A 24,452-nucleotide genomic window follows, 5' to 3' on the forward strand; every position below is an offset into this window, starting at 1 on the left:
GATCGACCGCCCCGCCGCGCGGGCCGGTCGACATGAATCGATCGACGTCCTCCGGGGAACGTCACTGCAAGGTGGCGGCGTACTCCAGCACGCCGTTGGCGGCCTGCCGCACGTTGGGGTCGGCGCTGGTGGCCAGCACCTCGTCGAGCACGCCCTTCCAGCGGGCGTCGCGCGCCAGCAGGAAGGCCGTGGCCAGCGCGACCTTGGCGCCCTCGTCCTGCGGGTGGTCCTCGACGTGCTGCACCAGCGTGGCCGACGCGTACTCGGCGTCGCCGCCGATGCTGTGCGCGATGGCGCGGCAGATGCGGAACGGCGACGGATCGGCCATCGTCAGTTCCACCGCCGCGCTCACCAGGGCGGCGTCGTCGCGGGCGCGGTACACGGCGCCCAGCAGCCCCACCGCCATGAGGTTGCGGTAGACCAGCGGGTAGCTGGCGGACGCGCCGGCGGCACCGGAGGCGTCCAGGGTCGAGGCATCAATGGGCAACGCGGACATGGGGCGCTCCTTGTGCACTCAGGCGGGCAGCGAGGCGGTGTGGATGGTTTCCCACACGTGCCGCACGATGCGCTGCGAGGCGCGGAAGCCTTCGATCAGCTGCGAGCTCAGCTGGCGCTCGGCATCGGCCAGCGGCGTCTGCAGGTGGGCCTCGGTGCTCTGCGCGACCTGGTCGAAGTAGCTCAGCATCGCGCGGGTGCGCTCACCGCTGAGGTCGTCGGTCAGGGTCTTCTCGATGTGCGCGAGATCCGCGAACACGGTCTGTTCCAAGGGGTTGTCCATCACGGTTCTCCGGTGGGGGATGAGGAAGACGGATCCCCGGCGACGGCGGCGCCGTCGTCCACGGGGGTCCGGAGCGAAAGGTGCTTCGTGCCGTCGGCCGTCTGCACGTACTGCAGGCCGTCGTCGCCGGCCAGCATGGAACCGACGCGCACGCGCGCCGTGGGCAGCGTCTGCTCGACGGCGATGTCGATGCGACGCACCAGCGGGCCGATGTCGCCGGCGATGCGGCGGACCTCGTCCTGCAGTTCCGCGGGATCGGCCGCCTGGCCCTCGACGGCGAAGACGCCCTGGCCGCGGTGGACGATGCGCACGCCGGGCCGGTTCAGCGCGTCGCCGATCTGGCGGACGATGTCGCTGGCGGAGGCATAGCGGTGCAGGAGCTGCCCCTCGCCGAAGGGCTGCAGCGCGGCGCGGGCGCGGGCCATCTCGGCGCTGCCGGGCAGCAGGCCCTCGACGACCAGCCGGCGATCGATGCGGCGCACGGTGAGTCCTTCGACGCCGGCCTGACGGAGCGCCTGCGTCGCCTGTTCCATCGGACTGACGGGCGGCGCGGTCGAGGCGGCGGTCTGCGTGCTGAGCACCGACGCGAGCGCCGCGATCAGCGCCGCGGCGGCGACCAGCGCGCTCAGCTTCAGGCCGAGCGCCGACTTCGCACGGGGCGCCGCTTCGGCGGCCACGGCGGCGGCGGTCGCCTTGATCTTCGCGACGGGCCGCATCAGCGCGTCCATCAGCGCCATGTCGCTGGGCCACGCCGCGGCATCGGGGGCCGCGTCGGGACCGACGCACAGCACGATGTCACCGAAGCGCCGCGGCAGGAAGTCCTCCAGCAGGCCCTGCGGATTCGCGGGCGTTCCGTCGTCGGCGATGAGGTGGAGCGCGGGAGACACGTCGGAGCCTTCTTCCTCGAACGTCAGGATCAGCGGGGCATGGGCCCAGTCGCTGATCTGGAGGTCGGCGTCCTCATCGCTGGCGATGCGGTACTGCCGACGGGTCAACCGTAGCTGGACCCCGGCATGCAAGCCTGTGAGGATGCGAAGCTGCTTCATGGTTTGCGAATCCCGAACTTCTTTGTCGCTTCGTGGTGGCCTGTCGACGGCGTCGCGGGCTCAGCCGCCGCCGCCCTGCAGGAAGGATTCAGGCGTCGAGGACGGCGCACGGGGCGTCTGGTTCTGCGCCGGATTCGACGCTGGCAAGTTCGATGACGGGCTCACCGCGGACTGCGACAGACCCGATGACGACGGGGATTGCGGCGCACGACCGTCCGCCGTCATCGCCACCGCGCCGGCGGTCGCGGCGCCGTAGGGGCCCGACGGGAAGGTGGGCTCGCGGATGATCCGCGGCGAGATCAGGAACAGGCGCTCGGTCTGTCCCGCGCTCTCGCTGGTGTGGCGGAACAGGCCGCCGAGCAGCGGCACGCGGCCGAGCACCGGCACCTCGTCGCGCTGCGAGGCCTGGCTGGTCGTGGTGATGCCGCCGATGAGCAGGCTCTCGCCCTCGCCCACATGGGCCTCGGTCATGATCTCGGTGCGCTTGACGATGGGGACGCTGTCCACGCGCTGGTCCTCGAAGCTGCCGTCCTCGATGTAGAGCGACAGCTTGATGCGGCGCGACACGCCGCCGTTGTCGGGCACGGAGGTGATCTGCGGCGTGACCTGCAGCAGCGTGCCGGCCTCGACCTGGAAGAGGTTGGCCTCGAGGTTGCCGGCGACCTTGACGGTGACGACGCGCTTCTCGCGCATGACGGCGGGCCGGTTGGCCACGCCGAGCACCTTGGGCTTGGCGATGACGCGGGCCTTGCCGCGGGCGCTGAGGGCGTCGATGCGCGCCATCAGCTCGCGGCCGGCGTTGGACCACAGCGTGCTCAGCGTGAAGGTGCCGGCGCTGTTGCTGCCCGGCGGCTGGGTGACGCCGAAGCTGCCCTTGCTGCCGCGCACGCTCCAGTCGATGCCCAGCGAGTCGATGCTGTCGCTGCTGACGTCGATGATGGTGGCCTCGAGCTCGACCAGCACCGGCTGCACGTCCAGGCGGCGGATCAGCTCCACATACTCGTCCATGCGCTGCGGCCGGCCGTGGATGATGACGGTGTTGGTGCCTTCGTCGGCCTGGAAGATCGGCGGCGTGTCGTCGTCGACGGGACTCTGCAATCCTCGGGTGCTGCCTTGCGAGGCCGCGCCGGCGCCGGACTTGGCCGACTGCCCCGCGGTGACCTGGTTGGGCTTGCGGGCCATGATGTCGGCCAGGCGCGTGTCGCGTCCCATCACGCCCTGCAGCGCGGTCAGCTTGCCCGGGTGGATCTCGCCCGCCGATGTCGGCGTGTCCTCGTCGCCCTGCGCGCCGCTGGTGGTGCCGCTGTAGAGCGAGGTGAGCACGGAGGCCACGCCGCGGATGCGCGTCTGGCCGAAGGTGCGATCACCGGCGGAGGCGAAGCGCAGCGGCACCACGCGCACCGCCTTGCGGTTGCGCTCCATCGCACCGACGTCGAGCGACTCGATCGCCGCGGCGATCAGCTCGACGTGACGCGGCGGGCCGTAGACCAGCAGCGTGCTTTCGGCCGCGTTGAAGCGCAGGGGGAAACGCGCGTCGCCGAGCTGCAGCGAATCCAGCAGGTCGCTGACCTGCTCGCGGCGGAAGCCCTTGAGCCGGAAGAGCCGGCTCTGCACGGCGCCCGCCGGGTAGAAGTACAGCGCGGTGCCGTCGTGGTACCAGATGACGCCGTAGGCCCGGTTCATCGAGTCGAGGAACTTGTCCGGCGTGGTGTCGAAGTTGGCCTGCACCATGCCGTCGATGCCGTCGGCGAGCACGGCCGGCAGGCCCTGGCTCGCGGCGAAGTCGAGCAGCACCTCGTTCACGCGCTTGCCTTCGGCCTTGTAGATGAACCGCGGGCTGCGCCATTGGCGCGAGACGTTCTTCGTGGCCACGCGGTCCGACCGGACGGACTTCGCGGTCGGCGTGCCGGCCGGTGCCGTCGTCGTTGTCGTTGTCGACGTTGCGGGCGCGGTCGTCTGCGCCTGCGTCAAGGTCTTCGCGGGCGGCGCGGCCAGCGGCACCGCGATCGGACTGGCGCCCGATCCGGCAGCGGCAGCGGCGCTGGCGCCCGACGTTGGCGTCGATGTGGATGACGATGCCGGCTGCGCCGACTCGCCGACACGCGCGGACCAACTGAGCGGCGCCGCGGCGCAGAGCATCAGCGCCACCGGCAGGCGGCCGATCCGCATCGAGCGGCTGGAGGAACGAAGACGTCGGGGCATGAGGTTCACAGTGCGGGACGCTGACTCTTCGGCTTACTCGTCGTCCTGCATGGACGCCTTGATCTGGTCCGACACCTTGGTCATGGACTTGCTCATCGCCTGCTGACCCTGCTGCATGCTCATCATCATTCGCTGCGCCATCAGCGATTCGAGCTGCGCCGTCTCCGTCGGCGCCGCGGCAGCAGCCGGCGTGGTCGGAACGTTGGCGGCGATCGGTGTGGTCATGGCGGACTCCGTTGATGCGATGGGACGGAACATAGGGACCAGGCGGCCGGCAGTAACGGGACCATGCGAAGGCGATGAGCGTCATGCGAAGGTGCGTCGGCTCATGCCGACTGCAAAGGCAGTGGCGTTGGCCGCCAGGTCGCGGGGCCTTGGCGGCAAGCGCCAAAACCCCGCGACCTGCCGTCCCCACCCGACGTCTTACTGCAACGGATTTGCGACCGAGGATTGCGAGGGGCTGAACGAGGACTTCGGTGGATCGGAGCGAGGGCTTCGGACAAGACCTGGCACTACCTCGAAAGAGTGGGTTCGTCCCGCCGTCGCACGCTTCGCATCGCACGGCGGCGTCCACCGATGCAACACTTAGCGTCGCGGCCTTCGCAGGTCATCGCTGGAGCGCCGCATGAACGACCGTTCGTTCGTTTTCTTCTTCCGCCACGTCGTCGTGATGACCGTCGTCATGCACGCGGCGGACACGATGGCGCAAGGCATCGGCGCGACCAGCGTGGCCAGCGCCGCCAGCTTCAGCGCCGCGAACGATCGACCCGTCGAGCAGGTGACCCGCTTCCGCTGCACGCTCATCGACGGCAGCACGCGCCTGTTCATCGAGGATCCGCGCGAACGCCATCCCGGCCTCGCCGACGACTGCACGCTCGTGCGCGTCGCCGTGGCACCGCTGCGCCCAGGCGCCTCGGACGACAGTCCGCCATGGGTCGGCTTTTCCGCCCGGCTGATTCAAGGGCCCCAAGGATTCCCGGGGTCTGGCGGCGCGCCGACGGACATAGCGTCCTTCCTGCGCGACGCCGCACGGCCGATGCCTGCGGAGATGGCATCGCTGGTCCGCGCCGCCAGCGATCGACATCGCCTCAACCCCGCGCTGGTGTCGGCGTTGATCTTCGTCGAGTCGCGCTATCGCGCCGATGCCCGCTCACCCAAGGGCGCGATGGGACTGATGCAGCTGATGCCGGCGACCGCCGCGCGGTATGGCGTGTACTCGCGCGCCGACCTGCTCGATCCTCGCGTGAACGTGGATATCGGCGTGCGTCATCTGCGCGCGCTGCACGACCGCTACGACGGTCGCGTCGACCTGATCCTGGCGGCCTACAACGCCGGAGAAGGCGCGGTCGAACGCTTCGGCCAGCGCGTGCCGCCCTTCCCCGAGACCGAGGATTACGTGCGCCGGATCACCACGTTGGTTGGCGTGCCTGAAACCGCTTTCACCCCCTGAACGAGGGGGCATAAATGAAAATGAATGTTCCGTAAAGGACATGAAGCGCTGGCGTTGGCGACAGTGCGGTGGTCATCCGGTTTTCAAGGTCCACGTGAAAGTCGCCACCCTCTGCCCTTCCCGCTCGCTGGAACACTTCGCCGCCGCTGCGCTGCGCGAGGCCGGCTACGACCCCACCCCCCACACGCACCTGAGCCCGTTGATCTCGGCGCTGCGAACGCCCGGCGCCGACGCGGTGCTGCTGGAAGACCACGACGCCCACATCGACAGCTGGCTGGCCGCGTTGCGCCTGCACGCCGGACGCAGCGTGCCCATCGTCGTGCTGGGGCTGGGCGATTCGGTGGGCATCTCGCGCGCGCTGCAGCGCGGCGCGGATGACTACGCCGTCATTTCCGACGGCGCGGGTCCGCTGATCCATCGGCTGCGCGCCCGCATCCAGACCCGCACGGACGGCGTGCGCGCGAGCTCGCTGCGCGCCGGGCCGTATGCGCTGCATGCGTCGACGCAGAGCCTGTCCACCGGCGCGCGCGAGGTGAGCCTGACGGCGCGCGAGTTCGCGCTGGCCTGGACGCTGTTCGAGAACCTCGGCCGCGTGGTCAGCACGCACACGCTGTCGACCGAGATCTGGGGCCGCTCCAGCGACATCGGCAAGCGCACGCTGGAGCAGCACGTCTACAAGCTGCGGCTCAAGCTGAATCCCGGCGGCCCGCGGTCGCGGTCGCGCACGCTGGACGGCACGCCGGTGCCGCGCATCCAGACGGTGTACGGCGTCGGGTACCGACTCGACGTGTGAGAGGAAGACCGACCGCGGTCCTGCCGCGGCCGCTGGCCCTCACCCCTGCCCGCTCCCGCAAGCGGGAGAGGGAGTAAGAAGGATCCAGCGGGCAAGCGATCAGGGTTGCGCGCGCTGCGCCGCGGCCCGCTGCGCGGCATTGCGGCTGCGTACCGTGTCATTGAGCTGATACGACGCGACGGTCAGCGCGAGCAGCGTGCCGCCCACCAGCCCCGCGACCGCCGCATGCACGCCGGCCTGCGCGGCCTGACGCTCGTTGGCGCTGACGCCGGGCTGGCTCAGCGTCGACTGCAAGGCCTGCACCACGCCCAGCGCGATCAGTCCCGGCACCATCGTGTTGAAGATGCGCGTGTCGGCGCGTTCGGCTTGCCGACCGAGTTCATTGCGAGTGAACGGATTGCGTAGATCGATGTGGATGTGACGCACGTGCGTCTCGCTACCCCGGCCGTGCCGGGTCGTCTCACGCATGCGAAGCGCGGACGCGGTATCGACCAGATGGTCTTCGACCGACGAGGTCAGCATGTTGCCCACGCCCGCGATGGCGCCCGCACCGACGGCCAGGCCGCGCGCGGCCTGCCACGCGGGCTGGCCACCGAGCGTGCGCTGCATCAGCAGCTGCGTGCCCATGTCGATGACCGCCGCGGCGGCGCCGAAGGTGCCGCGCATCGTCCAGGTGACATCGGCGGGACGCAGGTTCCGCCCCTCGGGCGGCTGCGTGACGTTGGGGTCGCCGTTGCCGACATGCACCGTGTTGATCGCGGGACGCAGCGCCTCGCGGAATTGCGCCTGCAGATGCGCGATGACCTGGATGGCGGCCGCCGCCTGCGCCGCGCCCGCCAGCGCGGGATTGCTGCGCGAGGCGATCGTCAGCGCCAGCGCGGCGAAGTCGCCGCCAGCGATCCCGGCGGACTGGATCCCCTGCCAGATGCGACGCGGCACGCTGCCGTTGCGCTGCGCCGAGTCCCCGGCGAAGGCCTGGTCGGCGACCTGCGCGCTGCTTTCGCTGTGGATCTGCGACACGATGCGGCGACCCAGCGAGTAGGCCGTCAGGGCGGTCTGCGCCGCCACCGCGGCAGTCGGATGGGACACCACCGCCCGCGCGAGTTCGGGTGCGATGACGCCCTGCACCACCGTGCGCACGCCCGCCACCGGCAGCGCATGACGCACGTTCTGCATCAGGAAGAACGACAGCGCGCCGGCCTCTCGCGGCGCGTGGCCATCAGGTGCCGCATGCGCAGGCGCGTGGGGGGGCTCCGGCACTTCGTGCACAGGCGCTTCATGCACAGGCGCTTCGTGCACGGGCGCTTCGTGCACGGGCGCTTCGTGCACAGGCGCCTCATGCACAGGCACTTCGTGCTCGGGATGCTGGGCGTCAAGACCGACACCGCCCGTCCGCAAGGTGCCCGATGCGGAGGATGTCGTGGACGTTGCGGACGACGCGCGCGTCAGCGCCACCGGCGACTGTGGTGTGGGGTCGCCGGGCGGTCGGACTGGACGGCGCAGTTGCTCCAGCGACAGGCGCGGCGCGAGCGAAGCGTCCCCACTGCGGGACGGGCCGGCGTCGGAGTTGCGACGTGCGCTCAGACCGCCGAGCTCGGACGACATCCGACGGGGCGGCAGGGCCCCTCCTCGGGGCGATGCCGGCGATCCGGGCGATGCCGGCGTCGTGGGGGTCGGCGCGCGATCGAGGCGGTCGAGCGGGATGTCGCCGGTATGGATCGTCGATGCGGGCAAGCCGGCGGGCGGCGTGGTGATCGTCATGGGAGCGGTCCTGCAATGAGCAGCTGCCACTCTCGACAGCCCGCATGACCCAACCGTGACGCCCGGGCCGGTGCGGGCATGGTCCCCGCGCGACCACTTCGCGCGGACGCGAGCCGCTTCGCCCTCAGTGCCTGAGCGCCCGCGCTTCAGTCGCCTGAGCTTCGGTCTTCGTCTCATCGGTCGCTGAAGTCGCCTGAGTCGCTTCGGTCGCTTCGGTCGCTCTAGTTGCCTCGATCGCTCTAGTTGCCTCGATCGCTCTAGTTGCCTCGATCGCTTCGATCGCCTCGGGCGCCTCAGTCACCGCAGGAAGTCGCGACGCCCGCCGTCCGCGCCAGCGCGGCGAGCATCGCGCGCGGTTCGTCCCAGCGATTGCCCTCCTCCTGCAGCCGCGCCATCGAGAAGCCGTCCAGCCGCGTCCGCATCCGTTGGATCAGGCGGCCCCACGGCGGCAAGGGATCCGCGCGGATCGGCGAATAGGCCTGGCCCGCATACCCCGTCAGTCGCGCCGCGTCCTGATCGCGCCCTTCCTCGAACGCCAGCCAGGCGAAGACCGGCAGCAGACGGTCGAACGCCTCGCTCTGGCTGTCGCCATGAAGCTCGCTGGCATGCTCCGCCTGGCCCGGACCGTGGCCAGGACCGAGGTTCGCGCCCTCGATCCGACCATCGCAATAGGCCTCGCGGACCGCTCCGCGCGGCGTCTTCGGCGAGACGATGCCGGTCAGCACGTGGCGCGCCTCCTCGACGCGCCCTTCGGCCAGCAGCACGGCCGCCAGGCAGCCCAGCACACGCTGCAGGAACGCGCCGTTGGCCGTGTTGATGCCGCTTGCGCGGCTGGCGCCATCTTCCCACTGGCGCACCAGCGCCGCGGAACGCAACGGCTCGCCATGCCCGACCTGCAGGCTCATGAGCCGCTGCAAGTCGTCCAGCACCCATCGCGACGCGCCGATCTCCTGCGCCAGTTGCAGCGACGCGCAGATCGCCTCGTCAGCCTCGGCCGCCTGACCTTCGACGCGCCACACATGCGCCCGCGCCGCCAGTCCCCACAGCTTCAGGCGCGCCGCATGCGCGCCCTCGCAGCGACCGGCCAGCGCGACGAGTTCGCCCATCGCGTAACGCATCGCGGCCTGGCTCAGTTCCTGGTCCTCCACGACCTGCCGGCACAAGGCCAAATAGCGCAGCGCGGGATCGTCCGCCGTGCGCGACACCGTCACGCCGCGGCGGTACCAGATCGCCGCGCGCTTCGGATCGTGCGGCGCGAGCAGGCCCGCGTGGTCGATGCAATAACGCGCCAACACCGCCGGCGGCAGTTCGTTCGGCAACTCGGCCTCATAGGCGGCATGCCGCCACGCCGTCTCCGACGCCAGCGACAGCAACTCGAACAGCGAGCGCGAATGCGCCAGCAGACCGAGCCCCCGCACCGGCTCATGTTCCAGACACCAGTCGAGCGCGGCGCGCACATTGCCGAGCTCGGGCGAGAACTCCGCGATCCAGCGCGCGTCCGGCATCATCTGCAGCGCCCGCTCCGCGCGGTCGAACAGCTGGCTCATCGCGCGCGCATGCTGGCGGCGCGCGATGTCGACCTCGCCGGTCTCCTCCAGCAGCAGCAGCCCGTAGGCGCGGATGCCGTCGAAGAGCCGGTACCGCGGCCGATCCTCCGCGTCGACCTGGACCAGCGAATGGTCCACGAGTCCCTCGAGCGCCTCCGCCACCGTCCACGCATCGAGCTGCCGGTCCGACAACGCGGCCGTCGCCATCTCCAGCGTGAAGCCGCCCTCGAACGGCTCCAGCCGCCGCAGCACGAGCTGCTCGACGTCATCCAGCAGCGCGAGGCTCGCGTCCATGCAGGCGCGCAGCGACTGATGGCGGCGCGGCCCCGCCTGCGTGCCGCGCGTCAGCAGCCGGTACCGGTCGCTGAGCCGCTCGCAGAGTTGATCGATGCCGAACATCGCGAGCCGGCCGGCCGCCAGCTGCAACGCCAGCGGAATGCCGTCCAGCCGACGGCACAGCGCCGTCACCTGGGCCACGTTGTGCGCACCGAGCGCGAACGGCTGCCCCTGCGCACGCACCTGATCGACGAACAAGGCGACGCTGCCGTGCATCAGCGATTCGTCCACGCCCGCGCCGGGCGGCGGCACCGACAGCGGCGGCGTGCGCAGCACACGCTCGCCCGGCACGCGCAGCACCTTGCGGCTGGTCACCATCAGCGCCACGTCCTCGGTGTTCTCGAGCACCGCATGGCAGAAGGTCGCCGCGCGCGCGCCGGCGATCTCGGCGTTGTCGAGCACCAGCAGCAGCGACATCGGCCGCAACAGCGCCAGCAGCGTCTGCAGATCGGTGCCCGGGTCCAGCCCGAGCGCCGCCGCCACGATCGGCAATGGGTCGGAAGGATCGTCGCCGTGCAGCAGATCCACCCACACGACGCCGTCGCGGGCCGCCTGGCGGCGTTCATGCGCGCAGGCCAGCGCGAGCGTCGACTTGCCGACACCGGGCGCCCCGACCACGGTCACCAGGCGATGCCGCACCAGCCGGCTCAACAACGCCTGCAGATCGGCGCCACGGCCATGCATCGCCACCGGCGCCGATGGCAAGGCCCGCGGACGGACGATGGGTGATGGGGGATCGACCGGCCGGTCGGTCGACTCGTGGGACGTGTCCTCGTCCTGCCGCAACGGCCACGCGAATCGATAGCCCTGCCCGGCCACCGTGGCGATGGCTTCGCGCCCCAGCGCGCGGCGCAACGCCGACACGTGGACGGCCGCGTTGTTCTCTTCCACGGCCTGTCCGGGCCAGACCCGATTCAACAGTTCGTTCTTGGAGACCACCTCGCCGCGATGCGCGACCAGCACGCCGAGCAGATCCAGCTGCCGGCCGCTGAGCGGCATGGGCACGCCCTCCGACAGGAGGACGCGCGAGGCCATGTCAAGCACGAACCCTTCGAAGCGAAAACGACTCGTCACTTCAGCTTGCCCTTCATGGCTGTCACCGGCGGCAGGACCCTGCACGCCGTACGCCATCGCATCCCCGATGTCCTCGCATCGGGCGAGGAAGGGATCACGAAAGTGGGCGCGAGTTTAAGGGTGCGTCATGACAACGTCCAGGGAACTCGGGACGTTCCCGAAGGGGGTCAGGCCTTGACAGCGTTGACTGTCGTGCGCACCTCGGCGGCATGACGATCGAGGCCCCGAAAGGCGTGCGGAATCCCGCACAGCTGTCAGCAGGATGTCAGAGCGCTACCCCGCAGAACGGCCGCGATGCGCGTGTTCATGGGGCATCTGCGGGACCGCGTGCGCGCGCGTGGTGCAACTTTGGTCATGTCAGCGACTACCTCCAAGGTCGTAGTTCCAGCGCAACTCACGGCCCGCGGGAATGTCTTCCGACGCGCGGAACGCGTGGATGCGCGCGGTCCAGCCATGGCGCAGGCGCACGGGGAAGGACTCGCCGCGCACGTTGTAGCCGGCGGGCGGATGACCGTCGGGCCGCCCCTCGGCGTCGAAGAGGAACAGCGTGTTCATCAGCGAGAGCAGGTTCTCGCCGTTCACGGCCACACGGCCGACGGGGTCGGAGGCCGACATCAGATAGCGGTCGTCGTCGAGCAGGAACAGATCGACCTCGTCGAGCAGCTGGCCGCCATAGACGCCGAGACAGGTGCCGGCCGCGATGTCGTGCCGCGCGAAAAGCCCGCGCTGGCCGATGAGCGCGGCCTCCTGCGGCGAGCGCAGGTCCTCCGCCTCGATGCGACGCGGCGCCAGCAAGCGCAGCGCATGCGCGGCACGAGCGCGCCGACCGATGCGCGCATCGATGTAGGGCTCGACGTCGGCGAACGCGTCCGCGCGATCGAGCACCTCGGCGACATGCACGACACCGTGGTCGGCGTCGCGGAACGGTGGATCGCCGGCGTGCTCGGCCGCGTACTCGCGACGCGCGACGCGGTCGCGATGACGCAGCCGCACCTGCGCGAGCAGCGCCAGCCAGCGCTCGGTGCCGTAGGACATCAGCGCGAGTTGACGGGCGCGCTCCTCGGTCGGCGTGGCCGCGTCGTCCTTGGGCATCAAGGCGAGCACGCGATGCTGGCAGTCCAGCACGTGGCTCATGTGCGCGCGACGGCGTTGCGGCGAATCGGGCATCGTGTCGATGCGCCGATAGCCGTCCCACAGCCAGCGGTCCACGTCCGCGCGGTCGTGCGGCCGAACCGTATCGATGAGCACCTCGTCCATGGAGCCTCCGCAGGATGGAGGACCGAGTCTCGACCACCACCCCCAGGAGGCCGCCTCGAAAGCGAAGCGAACGCCTCGCCCCCGAAGCCTCACGCAAGAACCCCGCACTCCCCAGGCCCGAAGTCAGCGAACGCCGGTGGGGCCGGAATGGGGCTTGGGGTCCCTGGAGGGGTGCCCCATGCCCCGTGGAGTGCCCGCGCTCGCCCCTCCGGAGTCGCGGGCTCTCCCTCCCCCCGCCTCACTGCGTCTTCGCCGCCGACACCAACCGATCCATCGCCTGCGCCGTCGTGACGGACTCGCTGTTCCAGAACTGGCTGACCACGTCCTTGATGGCGCCTTCCGCCGCTGGCCGGACTGCCATGCCATGGGCGATGGAGGGCAGCAGCGTATTGGCCTTGCCCGCTTCGGCGAAGTCCGCGGCGGACGCCTTGGCGCAATCGTCGTACTTGGCGAGGCTCACGCCCTTGCGCACCGGGATCGAGCCCTTCTCGAGGTTGAAGGATTCCTGCACCGCCGGCGACAGGATGGCCGAGGCCATGTCGCGTTGCGCCTGCTGGTTGGCGTCGCCCTTGACCTTGAACATCGCGAACGAGTCGACGTTGAAGGTATAGGACTTGGCCGTGCCGGGCGCGGGCACGCACAGGAAGTCCTTGCCCGCGGTCTTGCCGGCCGCCAGGAATTCGCCCTTGGCCCAGTCGCCCATGATCTGCATGGCGGCCTCGCCCTTCATGACCATCGCGGTGGCGAGGTTCCAGTCGCGACCCGGTGCGTTGCGGTCGGTATAGGCTTTCAGCCGGCGGAAGGTCGTCAGCGACTTCTCCATCGTCGGACTCTTCAGGCTGGCGGGGTCGAGCTGGATCAGCGCCTTGCGGTAGAACTCCGGTCCGCCGGTGCCCAGCACCACGGTCTCGAAGGTGGTGAAGTCCTGCCAGGACTGGCCGCCATGCGCCAGCGGCGTGACGCCGGCCTTCTTCAGCGCGTCGGCGGCGACGAAGAACTCGTCCCAGGTCGTCGGCGGCTTGACGCCGGCCTTGCGCATCACCTCGGGGTTGATCCAGAGCCAGTTGACCCGATGCACGTTGACCGGCACCGCGATGTAGTGGCCCTTGTACTTGACGATGTTGCTGATCACCGGCAGCAGCAGGTCGTCCCAGTGTTCAGCCTTGGCGACGTCGTCGATGTTGGCGAGCATGCCCTCCGCGGCCCAGTCCTGCAGCAGCGGTCCCTTGATCTGCGCGGCCGTGGGGGCGTTGCCCGAGATGGCGCGGGACTTCAGCACCGTCATCGCCGCGTCGCCGGCGCCGCCGGCCACGGCGAAGTCCTTCCACTTGTGGCCCTTGGCCTGCAGCTGGTCCTTCAGGCCGGAGATGGCCTTGGCCTCGCCGCCGCTGGTCCACCAGTGCAGGACTTCGAGATCGCCGGCGCGCGCCGGTCCGGCCGCGACCGCCATCGTCGCCATCGCGGCAGTGGCCAACAGGGCGCGGCGCGTCCACGGCGCGCTCGTCGTCGTGGTCGTGGTGATCGTCGCTGTCTTCTTCATCGATGTCTTCATCGTTGTCTCCTCTTGTCTCCGGGAACGGAGTGGTTGTCGTTGATCGATGGGGCCGATCGACGGGTCGATCGGCGGAGTTGATCGGCGGGAACGGAAGGTCAGGTCACCCCTTCCGCTTGCAGTTGCTCGAACAGGCGCTGGACGGTGCCCGCTTGCGGCGGCGTGGCGCCGCGCTGCAGGCAGGCGGCGGACCCCGCCGCAAGCGCCGCATGCAGATGCGCGCGCAGGGCGCGCTCAGGATGTCGGTGCAGGCTGTACAGCAAACCCGCGACCGCGGCGTCGCCCGCGCCGACGGTGTCGGCCACGGTGACCGCGGGCGCTCGTGCCATGCAGGCCGCATCGCCGCGCGACAGGTAGGCCACGCCGCCGCCGCGCGTCAGCAGGTAGAGCGCGTCCGGATTGAAGGCGCGCAGTCGCGTCATTGCCTCGTCAAGCTCAAGGCCGGGGAACAGACCGCGCAGGTCGTCGTCGGACACCTTGATCACATCGGCCAGCGCGCACATGCGGCGCAGCGTCGGCTCGTAGCCGTGCGCCATCAGATTGCGGAAGTTGGGGTCGTAGCTGATGGACACGCCCTGCCCCTTCAGGCGCTCGGCCAGCGCGACGAGCCGCGAGGCCAGCGGCTCCCGCGCCAGGCTGATGCCGCCGAAGTGCGCACGGCGCGCCGCGCCGTCCCAGCCCGCCGGCAGCGCGTCGGGATCGAAATGCAGGTCGGCGCTGTCGCCGCCGACGAAGAAGTAGCGCGGCGGCTCGACCTGCTCGACGATCGCCAGCAGCGGCGCGCGGTCGACCTGCTGCATCAGCCGTGTGTCCAGGCCGACGGCCGCGCTGGCCCGCACCAGTTCATCGCCGAACAGGTCGCGGCTCACCGCGCCGGCGAAGGCCGTGCGCGCGCCCAGCGACGCCAGCGCGCGCGCCACGTTCCAGGTCGAGCCGCCGACGCGGCTGATCCATTGATCGGGCGCCTGCTGCAGCATGTCGGTCAACGCCTCGCCGAGGCACAGGAGCTCGGGAGGGTCGGACATCGCGCCGGGCATTGGGTCGGACATCGGGCCCGGGCCCGATCGGGACGCCGCGTCATGCATGGCGCGCTCCCTGATCCACACCCCGCGTACCGACGCCGTCCAACACGTCGACGATGTCGTAGCACGCGCCCATCGTGTGGTAATCGACCTTGCCCGCCGGGCTCTTCTCGTCGCTGTACTTCCGGTTCTCGCCGTCGAGGAGGCGGTACCACGCGCCGTGCGCGTGATCGACGAAGTGCGTCCAGCTGTAGGCCCACAGGCGCCGGTACCAGTCCCAGTAGACGTTGTCGCCGGTGCGCGCGGCCAAGCGGGCCGCGGCGGCGGCGCTCTCGGCCTGCACCCAGAAGTACTTGTCGGGGTCGCAGATGCTCAGGTCCGGCGCCAGCGAGTAGCACAGCCCGCCATGCTGGGCGTCCCAGCCGCGCCGCACGGCCACCAGGAACAGCTTCGTCGCCGTCGGCAGCACCCAGCCCAGGTCCTGGTCGATGAACTCGCCGCGCGCCTCGAGCTGCAGCAGCAGCTTGGTCCACTCGGTGAAGTGGCCCGGCTGGTAGCCCCACGGGCGGAAGAGATTGGCCGGGTCGTCGCGGTTGTAGAGCCAGTCCGGCTGCCAGTGCGCGTCGTAGTGTTCCCAGACCAGACCGCCGCAGCGCTCGGCCTGGCGGCGCGTGATGTGCTGCGCCAGCAGCGCGGCGCGCGCGAGGTAGCGTCGTTCGCCCGTCGCGTCGAAGGCGGCCAGCAGCGCCTCGCAGGCATGCATGTTGGCGTTCTGGCCGCGGTACGGCGACAGCACGTGCCACTGCGGACTGGCCTCGTCGGCGTAGAGGCCGGCGGCCTCGTCCCAGAAGCGTTCCTCCATCAGCGCGAAGGTCTCGGCGATCCACGGCCGGGCCTCGTCCACGCCGGCCATGGCCGCATGCGCGTAGGCCAGCAGCACGAAGGCCAGGCCGTAGGCGTGGCGCGTCGCGTCGAGCACCCGGGCCTTGCCGTCGCGCCAGTCGAGCAGCCAGGCGTAGCCGCGTAGCGCGTCGTCGAAATGCGCCTCACGCAGGAAACGCACGCCATGGCGCACGCCGTCCAGGTAGGCCGCATCGCCGAAGCGCCGGTAGGCCATCGCGTAGGTGAACACGAAGCGCGTGCTGCTCACCAGGTGCCGCTGATGCGCGTCGTAGACGGTGCCGTCGTCCTTGAAGAAGTGGAAGAAGCCGCCGCTCGGGTCGATGCCGCGCGGGTGGTAGAAGTCCATCGTGTGCCGCGCGTGGGACAGCAGCACGTCGCGGGATCGGAAATCGGGCAGGTCGCTGGTCGCGGGAGAGGTCGTGTCGGTCATGCGGAGGGTGATGGGGGTCAGTCGTTGCTGCTGGTGCTGTCGCGCACGACCAGCGCCACGGGCAGGGTCAGTTCAAGGGGCTCGTCCGCCGGCGTGCCCAGCAGCAGCTCCACGCCCTTGGCGCCGAGCGACTCCTTGTCGACACGCACCGTGCTGAGCGGCGGATGGGCGACGGAGGCGCCGCCGATGTCGTCGAAGCCGACCACGGCGATGTCCTCGGGGATGCGCAGGCCCTGGTTGAGGCACTGCCGCATGGCGATCAGCGCCGCGCTGTCGTTGAAGCAGACGACCGCGTCGGGCCGCTTGCGGCGGTCGAGCAGCACGCGCATCGCCTCGATCACGCCGGCCTCGCCGTCGCCGAGCTGCGGCGCGATGACCTCCAGGTCCGGGTCGGCCTGCACCTGCGCCTCGAACAGCGCGCGCCGGTAGCCGCGGGCGCGCTGCTCCAGGCTGTAATGCGCCGGCGATCCCGAGATCAGCGCGATCGTCCGCCGTCCGCTGCGCAGCAGGTGGCTGGTCGCGAGGAAGCTGCCGTGCTGGTGGTCCGGGTTGACCGAGGTCATCCCGCGCCGGTGCATGTCCACGAGCACCGTCGGCTTGCCGCTGCGCTTGAGGGTGTCGAGGACCTCGGGCTCGAAGTAGCCGACGCACAGGAAGGCGTCGAGCTGATGGCCGCGCGTCTGTTCCAGGACGGGCTGGCCGGGGCCGGCGACGATGAAGGACAGCGAGAGGCCCTCGCGCCGGCAGACCTGCTCGGCGCCGTGCAGCACGGCGGAGAAGAACGGGCTCGACGCCAGCGTGTTGTGCTGGCTGTGCAGCAGGAAGCCGATGCGCCGGATCCTGTTCTTGCGCAGTTGCGCGAAGTCGTAGCCCAGGCGCACGGCGGTGTCGCGGACGACCTGGCGCGTCTCTTCCGACAGCCCGGACTGGTTGCGCAAGCCGCGCGACACGGTGCCGATGGACAGGCCGGACGCCTTGGCGATATCGCGGATGGTGGTGCTGCTCATGGGTGGGGACGATTCTTGAAGTGCCCTTTTCAGGGGTCAACAAAGTCCCGCGAGTTTCCCAAGTGTTTAGGGCGCCCCGCTAAACACCGCCGCCATGCCCTCGAATCCCGTGGTCAGCGCCGCCGCGTCGGCGCCTCCAGCACATAGGGCCAGGCCACCACGGTGGCGATCGCCATCGGCGCCGCGACCAGCGCGGCCGCCAGCGGCGGCTCGAAACCGACGGCCAGCAGCAGCGTCGTCACGAGCGCGCCACCCGCGCCCGCGACGCCGTAGATCGTCCGGAGTCCGGGTCGCCGCCGCTGCAGGGTCGAGCGCGCGACCTCGTCGGCCGTGGCATGCATGGCGACCTCCAGCGCGCCGGCGCACAGGCCGAAGGCGAACAGGGCCGCGGCCAGCAGCCCCGGTGATCCCGCCAGCGCGAGCACGGGCAACATCGATGAGGACCCCAGGCCGCCGATCAGCACCAGGCGGCGCGCGCCCAGCCATGGCGGCCGTTGATCCGGCGTCCGGCCGCCCCTGCCGGCACGCGTCCGGGTGACGGTCCGGGTGACGGTCCGGGTGCCGATCCACGCACCCGCCAGCAGCGCGAGCGCGGCCATGGCCAGATCCCACAGGTCGAGTCCGATCCGATGCGCCAGGCTCGGCATCAGTGCCGCGACGCAGGTGATCCCGCCGCCGGCCACGATGAAGGCCAGGCGCACGGCCAAGCGCGCCTCGGGCCGATCCGTGGCGGGCTCCAGGAAGGACCAGCCGTCGTCCAAGGCGCTCATCCCGCCGGGTCCACCGGGAGGACCTCGGCCCCGCTCTTGCGCAGCGCCTTCATGACGCTGGCGCCGACGTCGCGCTCGATGACGATGGTGTGCAGCGCCTCCAGCGCGGCGACGCGATGGGCGGCCGTCGCCTGCAGCTTGTCGCTGGTGACGAGTCCCACGACATGGCGGCTGCGCTCGATCAGGGTGCGCTTGAAGGCGGCCTCGCGGAAATGGGTCGTGAGGATGCCGTCGCTCATCGACAGCGCGCAGACACCGACGAAACCGCGGTCGATGCGCAGCCGCGAGAGGCTGTCCACCGCGGCCGCGTCGACGCAGCCGCCCAGGTGCGGGTCGACCTCGCCGCCGATCATCAGCAGACGCAGGTCCTGGCGTCGCAGCACGGCGGCGGCGACGTCGACCGCGTTGGTGGCGACGGTGAGGTCCGCGTCCTCCGGCAGGACATCGACCAGCGCGAGGTTGGTGCTGCCGGTGTCGAGGAACACCAGCTCGCCCGGCCGGACCGTGGCCGCGCCGGCCCGCGCCAGCGCGGACTTGCGGACCGGGGCCTCCTTCATCCGCGCGGCGAGCGGCCGGTCGTTGGCCGCGATCGGCACGGCGCCGCCGTAGACGCGCCGGCACAGGCCGTCCGCGGCCAGCGCACGGAGGTCGCGCCGGATGGCGTCCTCGGACAGGTTGAATTCGGCGGCCAGGTCGGCCGCGACCACGGCATGGCCGGCGGAGAGCCGGTCCGCGATGACGTGGCGACGGGCGTGGGGAAGATCGGCGAGCGACATGGCGTCCCTGGAAGCGAGACGCGATTGTGCACGTTAATACACGTTATTGCACGATCATCCGTGACTCCGGGACGTGCGCGTTGCGTCGCAGTAGTGCGTCACGTGCTCGTCGAACCGGTCGTGCACGTGGATCGTGCCCTTGCCCGGAATGCCGTCGAAGTGGTGCCCGATACCGAGGCCGTGCACGTTCGGCAGCAGGCTGCGCAACGCCGAGACCACGTCCCCACGCGGCGAGAAGCTCTCGACCAGTTCCGTGGCACGCGCCAGGTTCCGGGGCGGCAGGCGATGGACCAGGCCATCGCTCAGATGGGGCGGGCAGAACGCCGTGACGGGCACCGGGTTGTGCGCCCGAAGGCTCGCAAAGATCGCTTCGTTGGCGCCCTTGGAATGCCCCACCACCCGGATGGCAAACCCCTTGAGCTCCGATGGCTGCTGCAGTTGGTTCTGCGTCTCCAGCAGGAGATCGGCGGCCTGCCGATAACTCTCGGGCAGATGACCCGCTCCGGCCTTGAGATTGGCCCCCCACTGCGCCATCGTCGAGCTGAAGTTCTGGCCCGGCCGGGATCGCTCGAGCACCGTCTCGCCGGTCTTCTTGCCCGCCGTCGTGCCGCCGAAGGACAGGACCACCTCGCGCGTTTCCGGGTGCTGCAGCACGACGGCGGTCAGTCCGGTACCGCGATCGACGAGGGTGCCGTCGGCGTGCTCGACACCGGACGACCGGAGACCGAGCGCGGTGCGGAGCTTCACCGCCAATGCCTCGCACGGCGACCACCCCGGCGGCAGTTGCGCGTCATCCCGCTCGTAGGGGAATCGGGCCAGGGCCGCGTTGCAGCTCAGCCGCTCCAGCGACGGGAGATCGGTGGGCATGGCGCGTTTCTCATAAAACCCGGACGTCGTCTGCGGCTGCGGGCGCAGCGATGACAGCGGCCCGCCACGCGCCGAGTCCGGCGTCGCCGCGGCGGCAACGCGCCGGGGCGGGGGCGTGGCGCGTCGGAACGCATCGCTGCGCATGAGCCGGGCGCGCGTCCCGGATTCCGCCTTCGCCTGGCGAAGGCCGCTCAGACGCGACAGCGGTGGGTGCGCTGTCGGCGCGGCAGGCGCCGCCGGTGGATGGTCGACCGGATCGAACGTCAGCGATACAGGTCTGGCATCGATTCTCATGCGGCTCTCCCGGTCCGCAGGAACAGCGCCGCGGTGCCGCGAGGCGGCCTGACATCGCCCGCGACATCGGCCCGCACTGCGGCGGCCAGGTCGAGCACGGCTTCGACGCCATCGACGAACGCCTCCGGTTCCAGATCGAGCGGGAGTTGCTGGATCAGCACGAACTGACGCCGCAGGCCGTCGACCGCGATCACCGCGCCCCCGAGCGCAGGCCGATCGGCATTGAGGCGCAACAGGCGAAGCGCGAGCGTCCCGCCGGCATCCTGTTGAGGGATGGGCAGGATCCGCGCGACGAGGAACACGTGATCCCCGGCCATCGACAGCTCGACGACGAGCTGGACGGTATCGGTGCCGTCCAGCAGCACCAACAACCCGTCCGGGGCCTCCAGCGGCGAGGCGGTGCGCCGCGACAGAGCAGCGAGGAGTCGCGCGAAAAGCGCGTCGGCTTCCGAGGAATCGAGCATGGCAGAACGGAGGATGGAGGTTGGTGTCAGTCGACTACCAACCGAAAACGTTCGGCCGTCGAAGCGACGCCGCCGGCGCACTCATTCAATCTGCACGTTCGCCTCCTTCACCAGCTTGGCGAACTTCCCGGTCTCATTGCGGATCTGCGACGCCAGTTGCTCGCTGGTGCCGCCTGTGGTCTCGGCGCCGATCTCCTCCATGCGCTTGCGGAACTCGGGCGCCTGCAGCACCTTGACCATTTCGGTGTTCAGCTTCGCGACGATGTCCTTGGGCGTGGCCGCCGGGGCCAGCACGCCGAACCAGGTGCCGATGTCGAAACCCTTCAGGCCGGCCTCGTCGAGCGTGGGCACGTCGGGCAGCGCGCTGGAGCGCCGGGCCGTCGTCACCGCCAGCGCGCGCAGCTTGCCGGCCTTGATGTGCGGCAGCACCGGCGTGACGGTGTCGAAGGACATCTGGATCTGCCCGCCGAGCAGGTCCGTGGCCAGCGGCCCGCTGCCCTTGTAGGGCACGTGCAGCATCGTCGTGCCGGTGAGGTTCTGGAACTGCGTGCCGATCAGGTGCTGCGCGGTGCCGTTGCCGTTGGAGCCATAGGTCCATTCGCCGGGCTTGGCCTTGAGCTGCGCGACCAGTTCCTGCACCGTCTTCGCCGAGGTCTGGCTGGCGTTGACGACCAGCACGTTGGGGACCAGCGCGATGCTGGTGATCGGCACGAAGTCCTTCTGGAAGTCGTAGGTCAGCTTCTTGTAGACGCTGCTCGCGATCGTGTGGTGGACCGCGCCGATCAGCAGCGTGTAGCCGTCGGGTTTGGACTTGGCGACGTAGTCAGCGCCCAGCGTCGCGCCGGCGCCAGGCCGGCTCTCGACGATCACCGGCTGGCCCAAGCTCTGCTGGAGCTTCTCCGCCAGCGCGCGCGCCAGCACGTCGGTCGTGCCGCCGGCCGGGAACGGGACGATCAGTGTGATCGGCTTGGCGGGCCAGGGTTGGGCGAAGGCGGGAGAGGCGAAGCCGAGGGCTGCGGTGGTCGCGGCGATCGCCGAGGCGGCGATCAGTAGCCGGCGGCGGAAGGTGGTCGGAACTTGACTCATGGTTTGTCTCCAGGGCGATGGCTCTGACGGCCATTCGAGTGGAAGGGTCAGCTGGGCTGGCGCAGGGCGGCGATCACGGCGGCGGTGACGTCGGTCGTCTTCGCCTGGCCGCCGAGGTCGCCGGTGTGCAGCGACGGGTTCGCCGTCACGGCCTCGATCGCGCGCATCAAGCGCCGGGCGGCGTCGTCCTCGCCGAGGTGCTCCAGCAGCATCACCGCGGACCAGAAGGTCCCGACCGGATTCGCGAGGCCCTTGCCCATGATGTCGAAGGCCGAGCCGTGGATCGGCTCGAACATCGACGGATAACGACGCTCCGGATCGATGTTGCCGGTCGGCGCGATGCCCAGGCTGCCGGCGAGCGCGGCCGCCAGGTCGCTGAGGATGTCCGCGTGCAGGTTGGTCGCGACGATGGTGTCCAGCGTCGCCGGCTTGTTGACCATGCGGGCGGTCGCCGCGTCGACGAGTTCCTTGCCCCAGGTGACGTCGGGGAAGTCCTTCGCGACCTGCGCGGCGATCTCGTCCCACATCACCATCGCGTGACGCTGGGCGTTGCTCTTGGTGATCACCGTCAGCAGCTTGCGGGGCCGCGACTGCGCCAGCTTGAACGCGTAGCGCATGATCCGCTCGACGCCGGTGCGGGTCATGATGGACACGTCGGTGGCCGCCTCGATCGGATGGCCCTGGTGGACGCGGCCGCCGACGCCGGCGTATTCGCCTTCCGAGTTCTCCCGCACGATGACCCAGTCGAGGTCCTTCGGTCCGCAGCGCTTGAGCGGCGCGTCGATGCCGGGCAGCACGCGGGTCGGACGCACGTTGGCGTACTGGTCGAAGCCCTGGCAGATCTTCAGCCGCAGGCCCCACAGCGTGATGTGGTCGGGGATGTCGGGATCGCCGGCAGAGCCGAACAGGAGAGCGTCCTTGTCGCGCAGCGCGTCGAGGCCGTCGGCCGGCATCATCTCGCCGTGCGCGCGGTACCAGTCGCCGCCCCAGCCGAAGTCCTCGAACTCGAAGCGGAAGCGGTCGGTGGTCGCGGCGAGGGCCTCCAGGACCTCGCGGCCCGCGGGGATCACTTCCTTGCCGATGCCGTCGCCGGGGATGGTGGCGATGCGATAAGTCTTCATGGGGTCTTGTCTCCAGGTGAAGTCGAGAGATCTCGGGAAATCTCGGGAAATCTCGGGTGAGGCCTGGCCCGACTCTAGGAGCCCCCTGCCCTGCGGATCGCGGCTAAAGTCAATCCGTCTTCAACCTGGATTCAACAATCGGCAGGACTTCTCCATGGCTTCAAAGACCACGTCCGGCGCTGGAACCGCGAAGGCAACGACCACGACGGCGACCAGGTCGGTGACCAGGACGGTGACGAAGACCGGCTCCAGTGCGGCGGCGATCGCGCCGGCCGACCTGGGCTTCTTCTCCGCGCTGTGCAGCGCCGGCAGCCTGAGCGCCGCGGCGCGCGAGCTCGGCATCTCGACGGCGGCCGTCAGCAAGCACCTGACACAGATGGAGAGCCGGCTGGGCACGGCGCTGCTGAGCCGGACGACGCGCCGGATGAGCCTGACGCAGGAAGGCGAGCTCTACCTGGAGCACGCACGGCGGATCCTCGCGTCGATCGACGACCTGCAGGAGGTGATGAGCGCGAGCGGCGGCACGGCCAGCGGCCTGCTGCGCGTGAACGCGACCCTCGGTTTCGGACGGACGCACATCGCGCCGCTGATCTCGAGCTTCGTCCGGCAGCATCCGAAGCTGCAGGTCCAACTGCAGCTGTCGGTCAACCCGCCGCCGCTGAACGAGGACGCCTTCGACGTCTGCATCCGCTTCGGCCCGCCGCCGGACGCGCGGGTCATCGCGCGGCGCATCGCGGCGAACCGTCGCCTGCTGTGCGCCTCACCGGCCTATCTGAGCGCGCACGGCACGCCGAAGACGCCGGCGGAACTGGTGCGGCACGACTGCATCGGCATCCGGCAAGGCGAGGAAGCGTATGGCCTGTGGCGGCTGTCTTCGAAACGCGGTCGCAAGACGGTCACCGAGGCGGTGAAGACGCGCGGCGCGCTGACGACCAACGACGGCGAGATCGCGGTGAACTGGGCGCTCGACGGACACGGGATCCTGATGCGCGCGGAATGGGACATCGCGCGCTACCTCGCGAGCGGGCGACTGGTCCAGGTCTTGCCGGACTGGGAGACGCCGGATGCGGACATCTATGCGGTGTACCCGCAGCGGTACCAGGGCACCGCGCGGGTGAGGCAGTTCGTGGCGCATCTGGGCAAGGCGTTGGGGAGGTCGGGGTGATCGACCTCCTCTTGACTACGGCGAGCCAGATATCGATGTTCACCCGTGCAGATGCGCTGAGACGAACGGCGCAACGACACCGGCGAGCGTGGCGCACAGCATCGCCAGGCTGACCGCCAGTCCGATCGACCACTTCACGGCATTGATTGTCATCGCCTGCGTCTCGACACGTAGGTCGCCAATGGCCTTGTACATCTCCGCTCGCATCGAGCCAAAGCCCTCCTTCATCTCGGCGCGCAACTCGCCGAGACCCTCCTTCATCTCGGCGCGCAACTCGCCGAAACCCTCCTTCATTTCTCCGCGGAGCTGCTCCAGTTGAGCGCGCGTGGCCAGCGTCGGCAAGACCGTCTCGATGGCCTGCACGCGGGCGATCAGCTCCGGATCGGACCTCGCGGCGCGCTCGGCGGCGCCGCTCTCATAGGGATTCATCTGCATCGTTTACCTCGCGTGATTGACGACAAGCGGCATGACAAGCGTCATTGCAGTGATCACAAGACCGACGCCGCTGATCGCGACGCCAATCGACCACTTCATCGTGTTGTTGGCGGTCCGGTGCATGTCGACGCGCATCTCGCCCATGCAGGCCTGCAGATCCGCGCGCATGGTCTGCATTTCGGTACGCACTGCACCAAAACCTTCTTTCATTTCTCCGCGAAGCTGCTCCAGCTGCGCACGCGTGGCCAGCGTCGGCAAGACCGTCTCGATGGCCTGCACGCGGGCGATCAGCTCCGGATCGGACCTCGCGGCGCGC

23 protein-coding genes are annotated in these 24,452 nt (G+C 70.0%); 3 read left to right on the forward strand and 20 right to left on the reverse strand.

What is annotated here, in order from left to right; translation table 11 throughout:
• Nucleotides 1–61: 61 nt before the first annotated feature.
• Genes AC07PR_RS02740 through AC07PR_RS02760 form a run of 5 tightly spaced genes read right to left on the reverse strand, consistent with a single transcriptional unit; the run spans nt 62 to nt 4,251 of the window.
• Nucleotides 62–496 carry a hypothetical protein gene (locus AC07PR_RS02740; protein WP_377155148.1) on the reverse strand — a complete coding sequence of 145 codons (435 nt, stop codon included), beginning with the start codon at nt 494–496 and terminating at the stop codon, nt 62–64.
• Between the two features lie 18 nt (nt 497–514).
• Nucleotides 515–778 (reverse strand): hypothetical protein, encoded by a 264-nt coding sequence (locus AC07PR_RS02745; protein ID WP_297524110.1) that lies wholly within the window; start codon nt 776–778, stop codon nt 515–517.
• Nucleotides 778–1,824, reverse strand: coding sequence for a hypothetical protein (locus AC07PR_RS02750; protein WP_495134325.1), 1,047 nt, complete (start codon nt 1,822–1,824; stop codon nt 778–780). The genes AC07PR_RS02745 and AC07PR_RS02750 overlap by 1 nt, the downstream gene beginning before the upstream one ends.
• Before the next feature lie 60 nt (nt 1,825–1,884).
• On the reverse strand, nt 1,885–4,026 hold the full coding sequence (sctC, locus tag AC07PR_RS02755) for a type III secretion system outer membrane ring subunit SctC (RefSeq protein ID WP_495134326.1): 2,142 nt from the start codon (nt 4,024–4,026) through the stop codon (nt 1,885–1,887).
• Nucleotides 4,027–4,059: 33 nt separating this feature from the next.
• Nucleotides 4,060–4,251: a hypothetical protein gene (locus AC07PR_RS02760; protein ID WP_377155152.1), complete on the reverse strand. Its 192-nt coding sequence runs from the start codon at nt 4,249–4,251 to the stop codon at nt 4,060–4,062.
• A 400-nt stretch (nt 4,252–4,651) separates the two neighbouring features.
• Between AC07PR_RS02760 and AC07PR_RS02765 the strand changes: the two genes are divergently transcribed.
• Entirely contained in the window at nt 4,652–5,476 is an 825-nt protein-coding gene (locus tag AC07PR_RS02765; RefSeq protein WP_495134327.1) for a lytic transglycosylase domain-containing protein, read from the forward strand.
• 94 nt (nt 5,477–5,570) lie between these two features.
• Nucleotides 5,571–6,269 (forward strand): winged helix-turn-helix domain-containing protein, encoded by a 699-nt coding sequence (locus AC07PR_RS02770; RefSeq protein ID WP_377155155.1) that lies wholly within the window; start codon nt 5,571–5,573, stop codon nt 6,267–6,269.
• Between the two features lie 99 nt (nt 6,270–6,368).
• Here AC07PR_RS02770 and AC07PR_RS02775 read toward each other — a convergent pair whose 3' ends face one another.
• From AC07PR_RS02775 to AC07PR_RS02835, 13 genes are all read right to left on the reverse strand, one after another.
• Nucleotides 6,369–8,030 carry a hypothetical protein gene (locus tag AC07PR_RS02775; RefSeq protein WP_495134328.1) on the reverse strand — a complete coding sequence of 554 codons (1,662 nt, stop codon included), beginning with the start codon at nt 8,028–8,030 and terminating at the stop codon, nt 6,369–6,371.
• 293 nt (nt 8,031–8,323) lie between these two features.
• A complete protein-coding gene (locus AC07PR_RS02780; RefSeq protein WP_495134329.1) occupies nt 8,324–10,948 on the reverse strand; it encodes an ATP-binding protein in 2,625 nt (874 codons plus the stop codon).
• 396 nt (nt 10,949–11,344) lie between these two features.
• Nucleotides 11,345–12,244 (reverse strand): SET domain-containing protein, encoded by a 900-nt coding sequence (locus tag AC07PR_RS02785; protein ID WP_495134330.1) that lies wholly within the window; start codon nt 12,242–12,244, stop codon nt 11,345–11,347.
• Between the two features lie 238 nt (nt 12,245–12,482).
• Nucleotides 12,483–13,694 (reverse strand): ABC transporter substrate-binding protein, encoded by a 1,212-nt coding sequence (locus AC07PR_RS02790; RefSeq protein WP_495134834.1) that lies wholly within the window; start codon nt 13,692–13,694, stop codon nt 12,483–12,485.
• Nucleotides 13,695–13,894: 200 nt separating this feature from the next.
• Nucleotides 13,895–14,821, reverse strand: coding sequence for a carbohydrate kinase family protein (locus AC07PR_RS02795; protein WP_495134331.1), 927 nt, complete (start codon nt 14,819–14,821; stop codon nt 13,895–13,897).
• A 52-nt stretch (nt 14,822–14,873) separates the two neighbouring features.
• Complete coding sequence (locus AC07PR_RS02800; protein WP_495134332.1) at nt 14,874–16,151, reverse strand: AGE family epimerase/isomerase; 1,278 nt, start codon at nt 16,149–16,151, stop codon at nt 14,874–14,876.
• Nucleotides 16,152–16,168: 17 nt separating this feature from the next.
• Entirely contained in the window at nt 16,169–17,158 is a 990-nt protein-coding gene (locus tag AC07PR_RS02805; RefSeq protein WP_377155162.1) for a LacI family DNA-binding transcriptional regulator, read from the reverse strand.
• A 113-nt stretch (nt 17,159–17,271) separates the two neighbouring features.
• Nucleotides 17,272–17,928 carry a hypothetical protein gene (locus AC07PR_RS02810; protein WP_495134333.1) on the reverse strand — a complete coding sequence of 219 codons (657 nt, stop codon included), beginning with the start codon at nt 17,926–17,928 and terminating at the stop codon, nt 17,272–17,274.
• Nucleotides 17,925–18,704 (reverse strand): DeoR/GlpR family DNA-binding transcription regulator, encoded by a 780-nt coding sequence (locus AC07PR_RS02815; RefSeq protein ID WP_483106334.1) that lies wholly within the window; start codon nt 18,702–18,704, stop codon nt 17,925–17,927. The genes AC07PR_RS02810 and AC07PR_RS02815 overlap by 4 nt, the downstream gene beginning before the upstream one ends.
• Before the next feature lie 54 nt (nt 18,705–18,758).
• Nucleotides 18,759–19,865: a hypothetical protein gene (locus AC07PR_RS02820; protein ID WP_495134334.1), complete on the reverse strand. Its 1,107-nt coding sequence runs from the start codon at nt 19,863–19,865 to the stop codon at nt 18,759–18,761.
• Nucleotides 19,862–20,329, reverse strand: coding sequence for a type III secretion system chaperone (locus AC07PR_RS02825; protein WP_377155166.1), 468 nt, complete (start codon nt 20,327–20,329; stop codon nt 19,862–19,864). Before AC07PR_RS02825 ends, AC07PR_RS02820 begins: the two co-directional genes overlap by 4 nt.
• A gap of 81 nt (nt 20,330–20,410) precedes the next feature.
• Complete coding sequence (locus tag AC07PR_RS02830) at nt 20,411–21,415, reverse strand: Bug family tripartite tricarboxylate transporter substrate binding protein (protein ID WP_495134335.1); 1,005 nt, start codon at nt 21,413–21,415, stop codon at nt 20,411–20,413.
• 47 nt (nt 21,416–21,462) lie between these two features.
• Nucleotides 21,463–22,536, reverse strand: a complete 1,074-nt coding sequence (locus AC07PR_RS02835) for a tartrate dehydrogenase (protein ID WP_483106331.1) — start codon at nt 22,534–22,536, stop codon at nt 21,463–21,465.
• A gap of 154 nt (nt 22,537–22,690) precedes the next feature.
• Here AC07PR_RS02835 and AC07PR_RS02840 point away from each other — a divergent pair, with 154 nt between their 5' ends.
• A complete protein-coding gene (locus AC07PR_RS02840; RefSeq protein WP_495134336.1) occupies nt 22,691–23,701 on the forward strand; it encodes a LysR family transcriptional regulator in 1,011 nt (336 codons plus the stop codon).
• Between the two features lie 39 nt (nt 23,702–23,740).
• On the opposite strand, the gene AC07PR_RS02845 is transcribed toward AC07PR_RS02840, so the two are convergent.
• Complete coding sequence (locus AC07PR_RS02845; RefSeq protein ID WP_377155169.1) at nt 23,741–24,136, reverse strand: hypothetical protein; 396 nt, start codon at nt 24,134–24,136, stop codon at nt 23,741–23,743.
• A gap of 3 nt (nt 24,137–24,139) precedes the next feature.
• On the reverse strand, nt 24,140–24,452 hold a 313-nt coding region (locus AC07PR_RS02850), incomplete at its 5' end, for a hypothetical protein (protein ID WP_495134337.1).

Source organism: Roseateles sp. GW821-FHT09H11 (assembly GCF_059415845.1).

What these genes read in the sequence shown, in the direction of transcription:
- AC07PR_RS02835 (WP_483106331.1), bottom strand. Translation starts at nt 22,536, where the DNA reads ATGAAGACTTATCGCATCGCCACCATCCCCGGCGACGGCATCGGCAAG.
- AC07PR_RS02775 (WP_495134328.1), bottom strand. Translation starts at nt 8,030, where the DNA reads ATGACGATCACCACGCCGCCCGCCGGCTTGCCCGCATCGACGATCCAT.
- AC07PR_RS02740 (WP_377155148.1), bottom strand. Translation starts at nt 496, where the DNA reads ATGTCCGCGTTGCCCATTGATGCCTCGACCCTGGACGCCTCCGGTGCC.
- AC07PR_RS02745 (WP_297524110.1), bottom strand. Translation starts at nt 778, where the DNA reads ATGGACAACCCCTTGGAACAGACCGTGTTCGCGGATCTCGCGCACATC.
- AC07PR_RS02845 (WP_377155169.1), bottom strand. Translation starts at nt 24,136, where the DNA reads ATGCAGATGAATCCCTATGAGAGCGGCGCCGCCGAGCGCGCCGCGAGG.
- AC07PR_RS02805 (WP_377155162.1), bottom strand. Translation starts at nt 17,158, where the DNA reads ATGAGCAGCACCACCATCCGCGATATCGCCAAGGCGTCCGGCCTGTCC.
- AC07PR_RS02795 (WP_495134331.1), bottom strand. Translation starts at nt 14,821, where the DNA reads ATGTCCGACCCTCCCGAGCTCCTGTGCCTCGGCGAGGCGTTGACCGAC.
- sctC (WP_495134326.1), bottom strand. Translation starts at nt 4,026, where the DNA reads ATGCCCCGACGTCTTCGTTCCTCCAGCCGCTCGATGCGGATCGGCCGC.
- AC07PR_RS02760 (WP_377155152.1), bottom strand. Translation starts at nt 4,251, where the DNA reads ATGACCACACCGATCGCCGCCAACGTTCCGACCACGCCGGCTGCTGCC.
- AC07PR_RS02830 (WP_495134335.1), bottom strand. Translation starts at nt 21,415, where the DNA reads ATGAGTCAAGTTCCGACCACCTTCCGCCGCCGGCTACTGATCGCCGCC.
- AC07PR_RS02785 (WP_495134330.1), bottom strand. Translation starts at nt 12,244, where the DNA reads ATGGACGAGGTGCTCATCGATACGGTTCGGCCGCACGACCGCGCGGAC.
- AC07PR_RS02800 (WP_495134332.1), bottom strand. Translation starts at nt 16,151, where the DNA reads ATGACCGACACGACCTCTCCCGCGACCAGCGACCTGCCCGATTTCCGA.
- AC07PR_RS02825 (WP_377155166.1), bottom strand. Translation starts at nt 20,329, where the DNA reads ATGCTCGATTCCTCGGAAGCCGACGCGCTTTTCGCGCGACTCCTCGCT.
- AC07PR_RS02820 (WP_495134334.1), bottom strand. Translation starts at nt 19,865, where the DNA reads ATGAGAATCGATGCCAGACCTGTATCGCTGACGTTCGATCCGGTCGAC.
- AC07PR_RS02765 (WP_495134327.1), top strand. Translation starts at nt 4,652, where the DNA reads ATGAACGACCGTTCGTTCGTTTTCTTCTTCCGCCACGTCGTCGTGATG.
- AC07PR_RS02810 (WP_495134333.1), bottom strand. Translation starts at nt 17,928, where the DNA reads ATGAGCGCCTTGGACGACGGCTGGTCCTTCCTGGAGCCCGCCACGGAT.
- AC07PR_RS02750 (WP_495134325.1), bottom strand. Translation starts at nt 1,824, where the DNA reads ATGAAGCAGCTTCGCATCCTCACAGGCTTGCATGCCGGGGTCCAGCTA.
- AC07PR_RS02840 (WP_495134336.1), top strand. Translation starts at nt 22,691, where the DNA reads ATGGCTTCAAAGACCACGTCCGGCGCTGGAACCGCGAAGGCAACGACC.
- AC07PR_RS02815 (WP_483106334.1), bottom strand. Translation starts at nt 18,704, where the DNA reads ATGTCGCTCGCCGATCTTCCCCACGCCCGTCGCCACGTCATCGCGGAC.
- AC07PR_RS02780 (WP_495134329.1), bottom strand. Translation starts at nt 10,948, where the DNA reads ATGGCCTCGCGCGTCCTCCTGTCGGAGGGCGTGCCCATGCCGCTCAGC.
- AC07PR_RS02790 (WP_495134834.1), bottom strand. Translation starts at nt 13,694, where the DNA reads ATGGCGGTCGCGGCCGGACCGGCGCGCGCCGGCGATCTCGAAGTCCTG.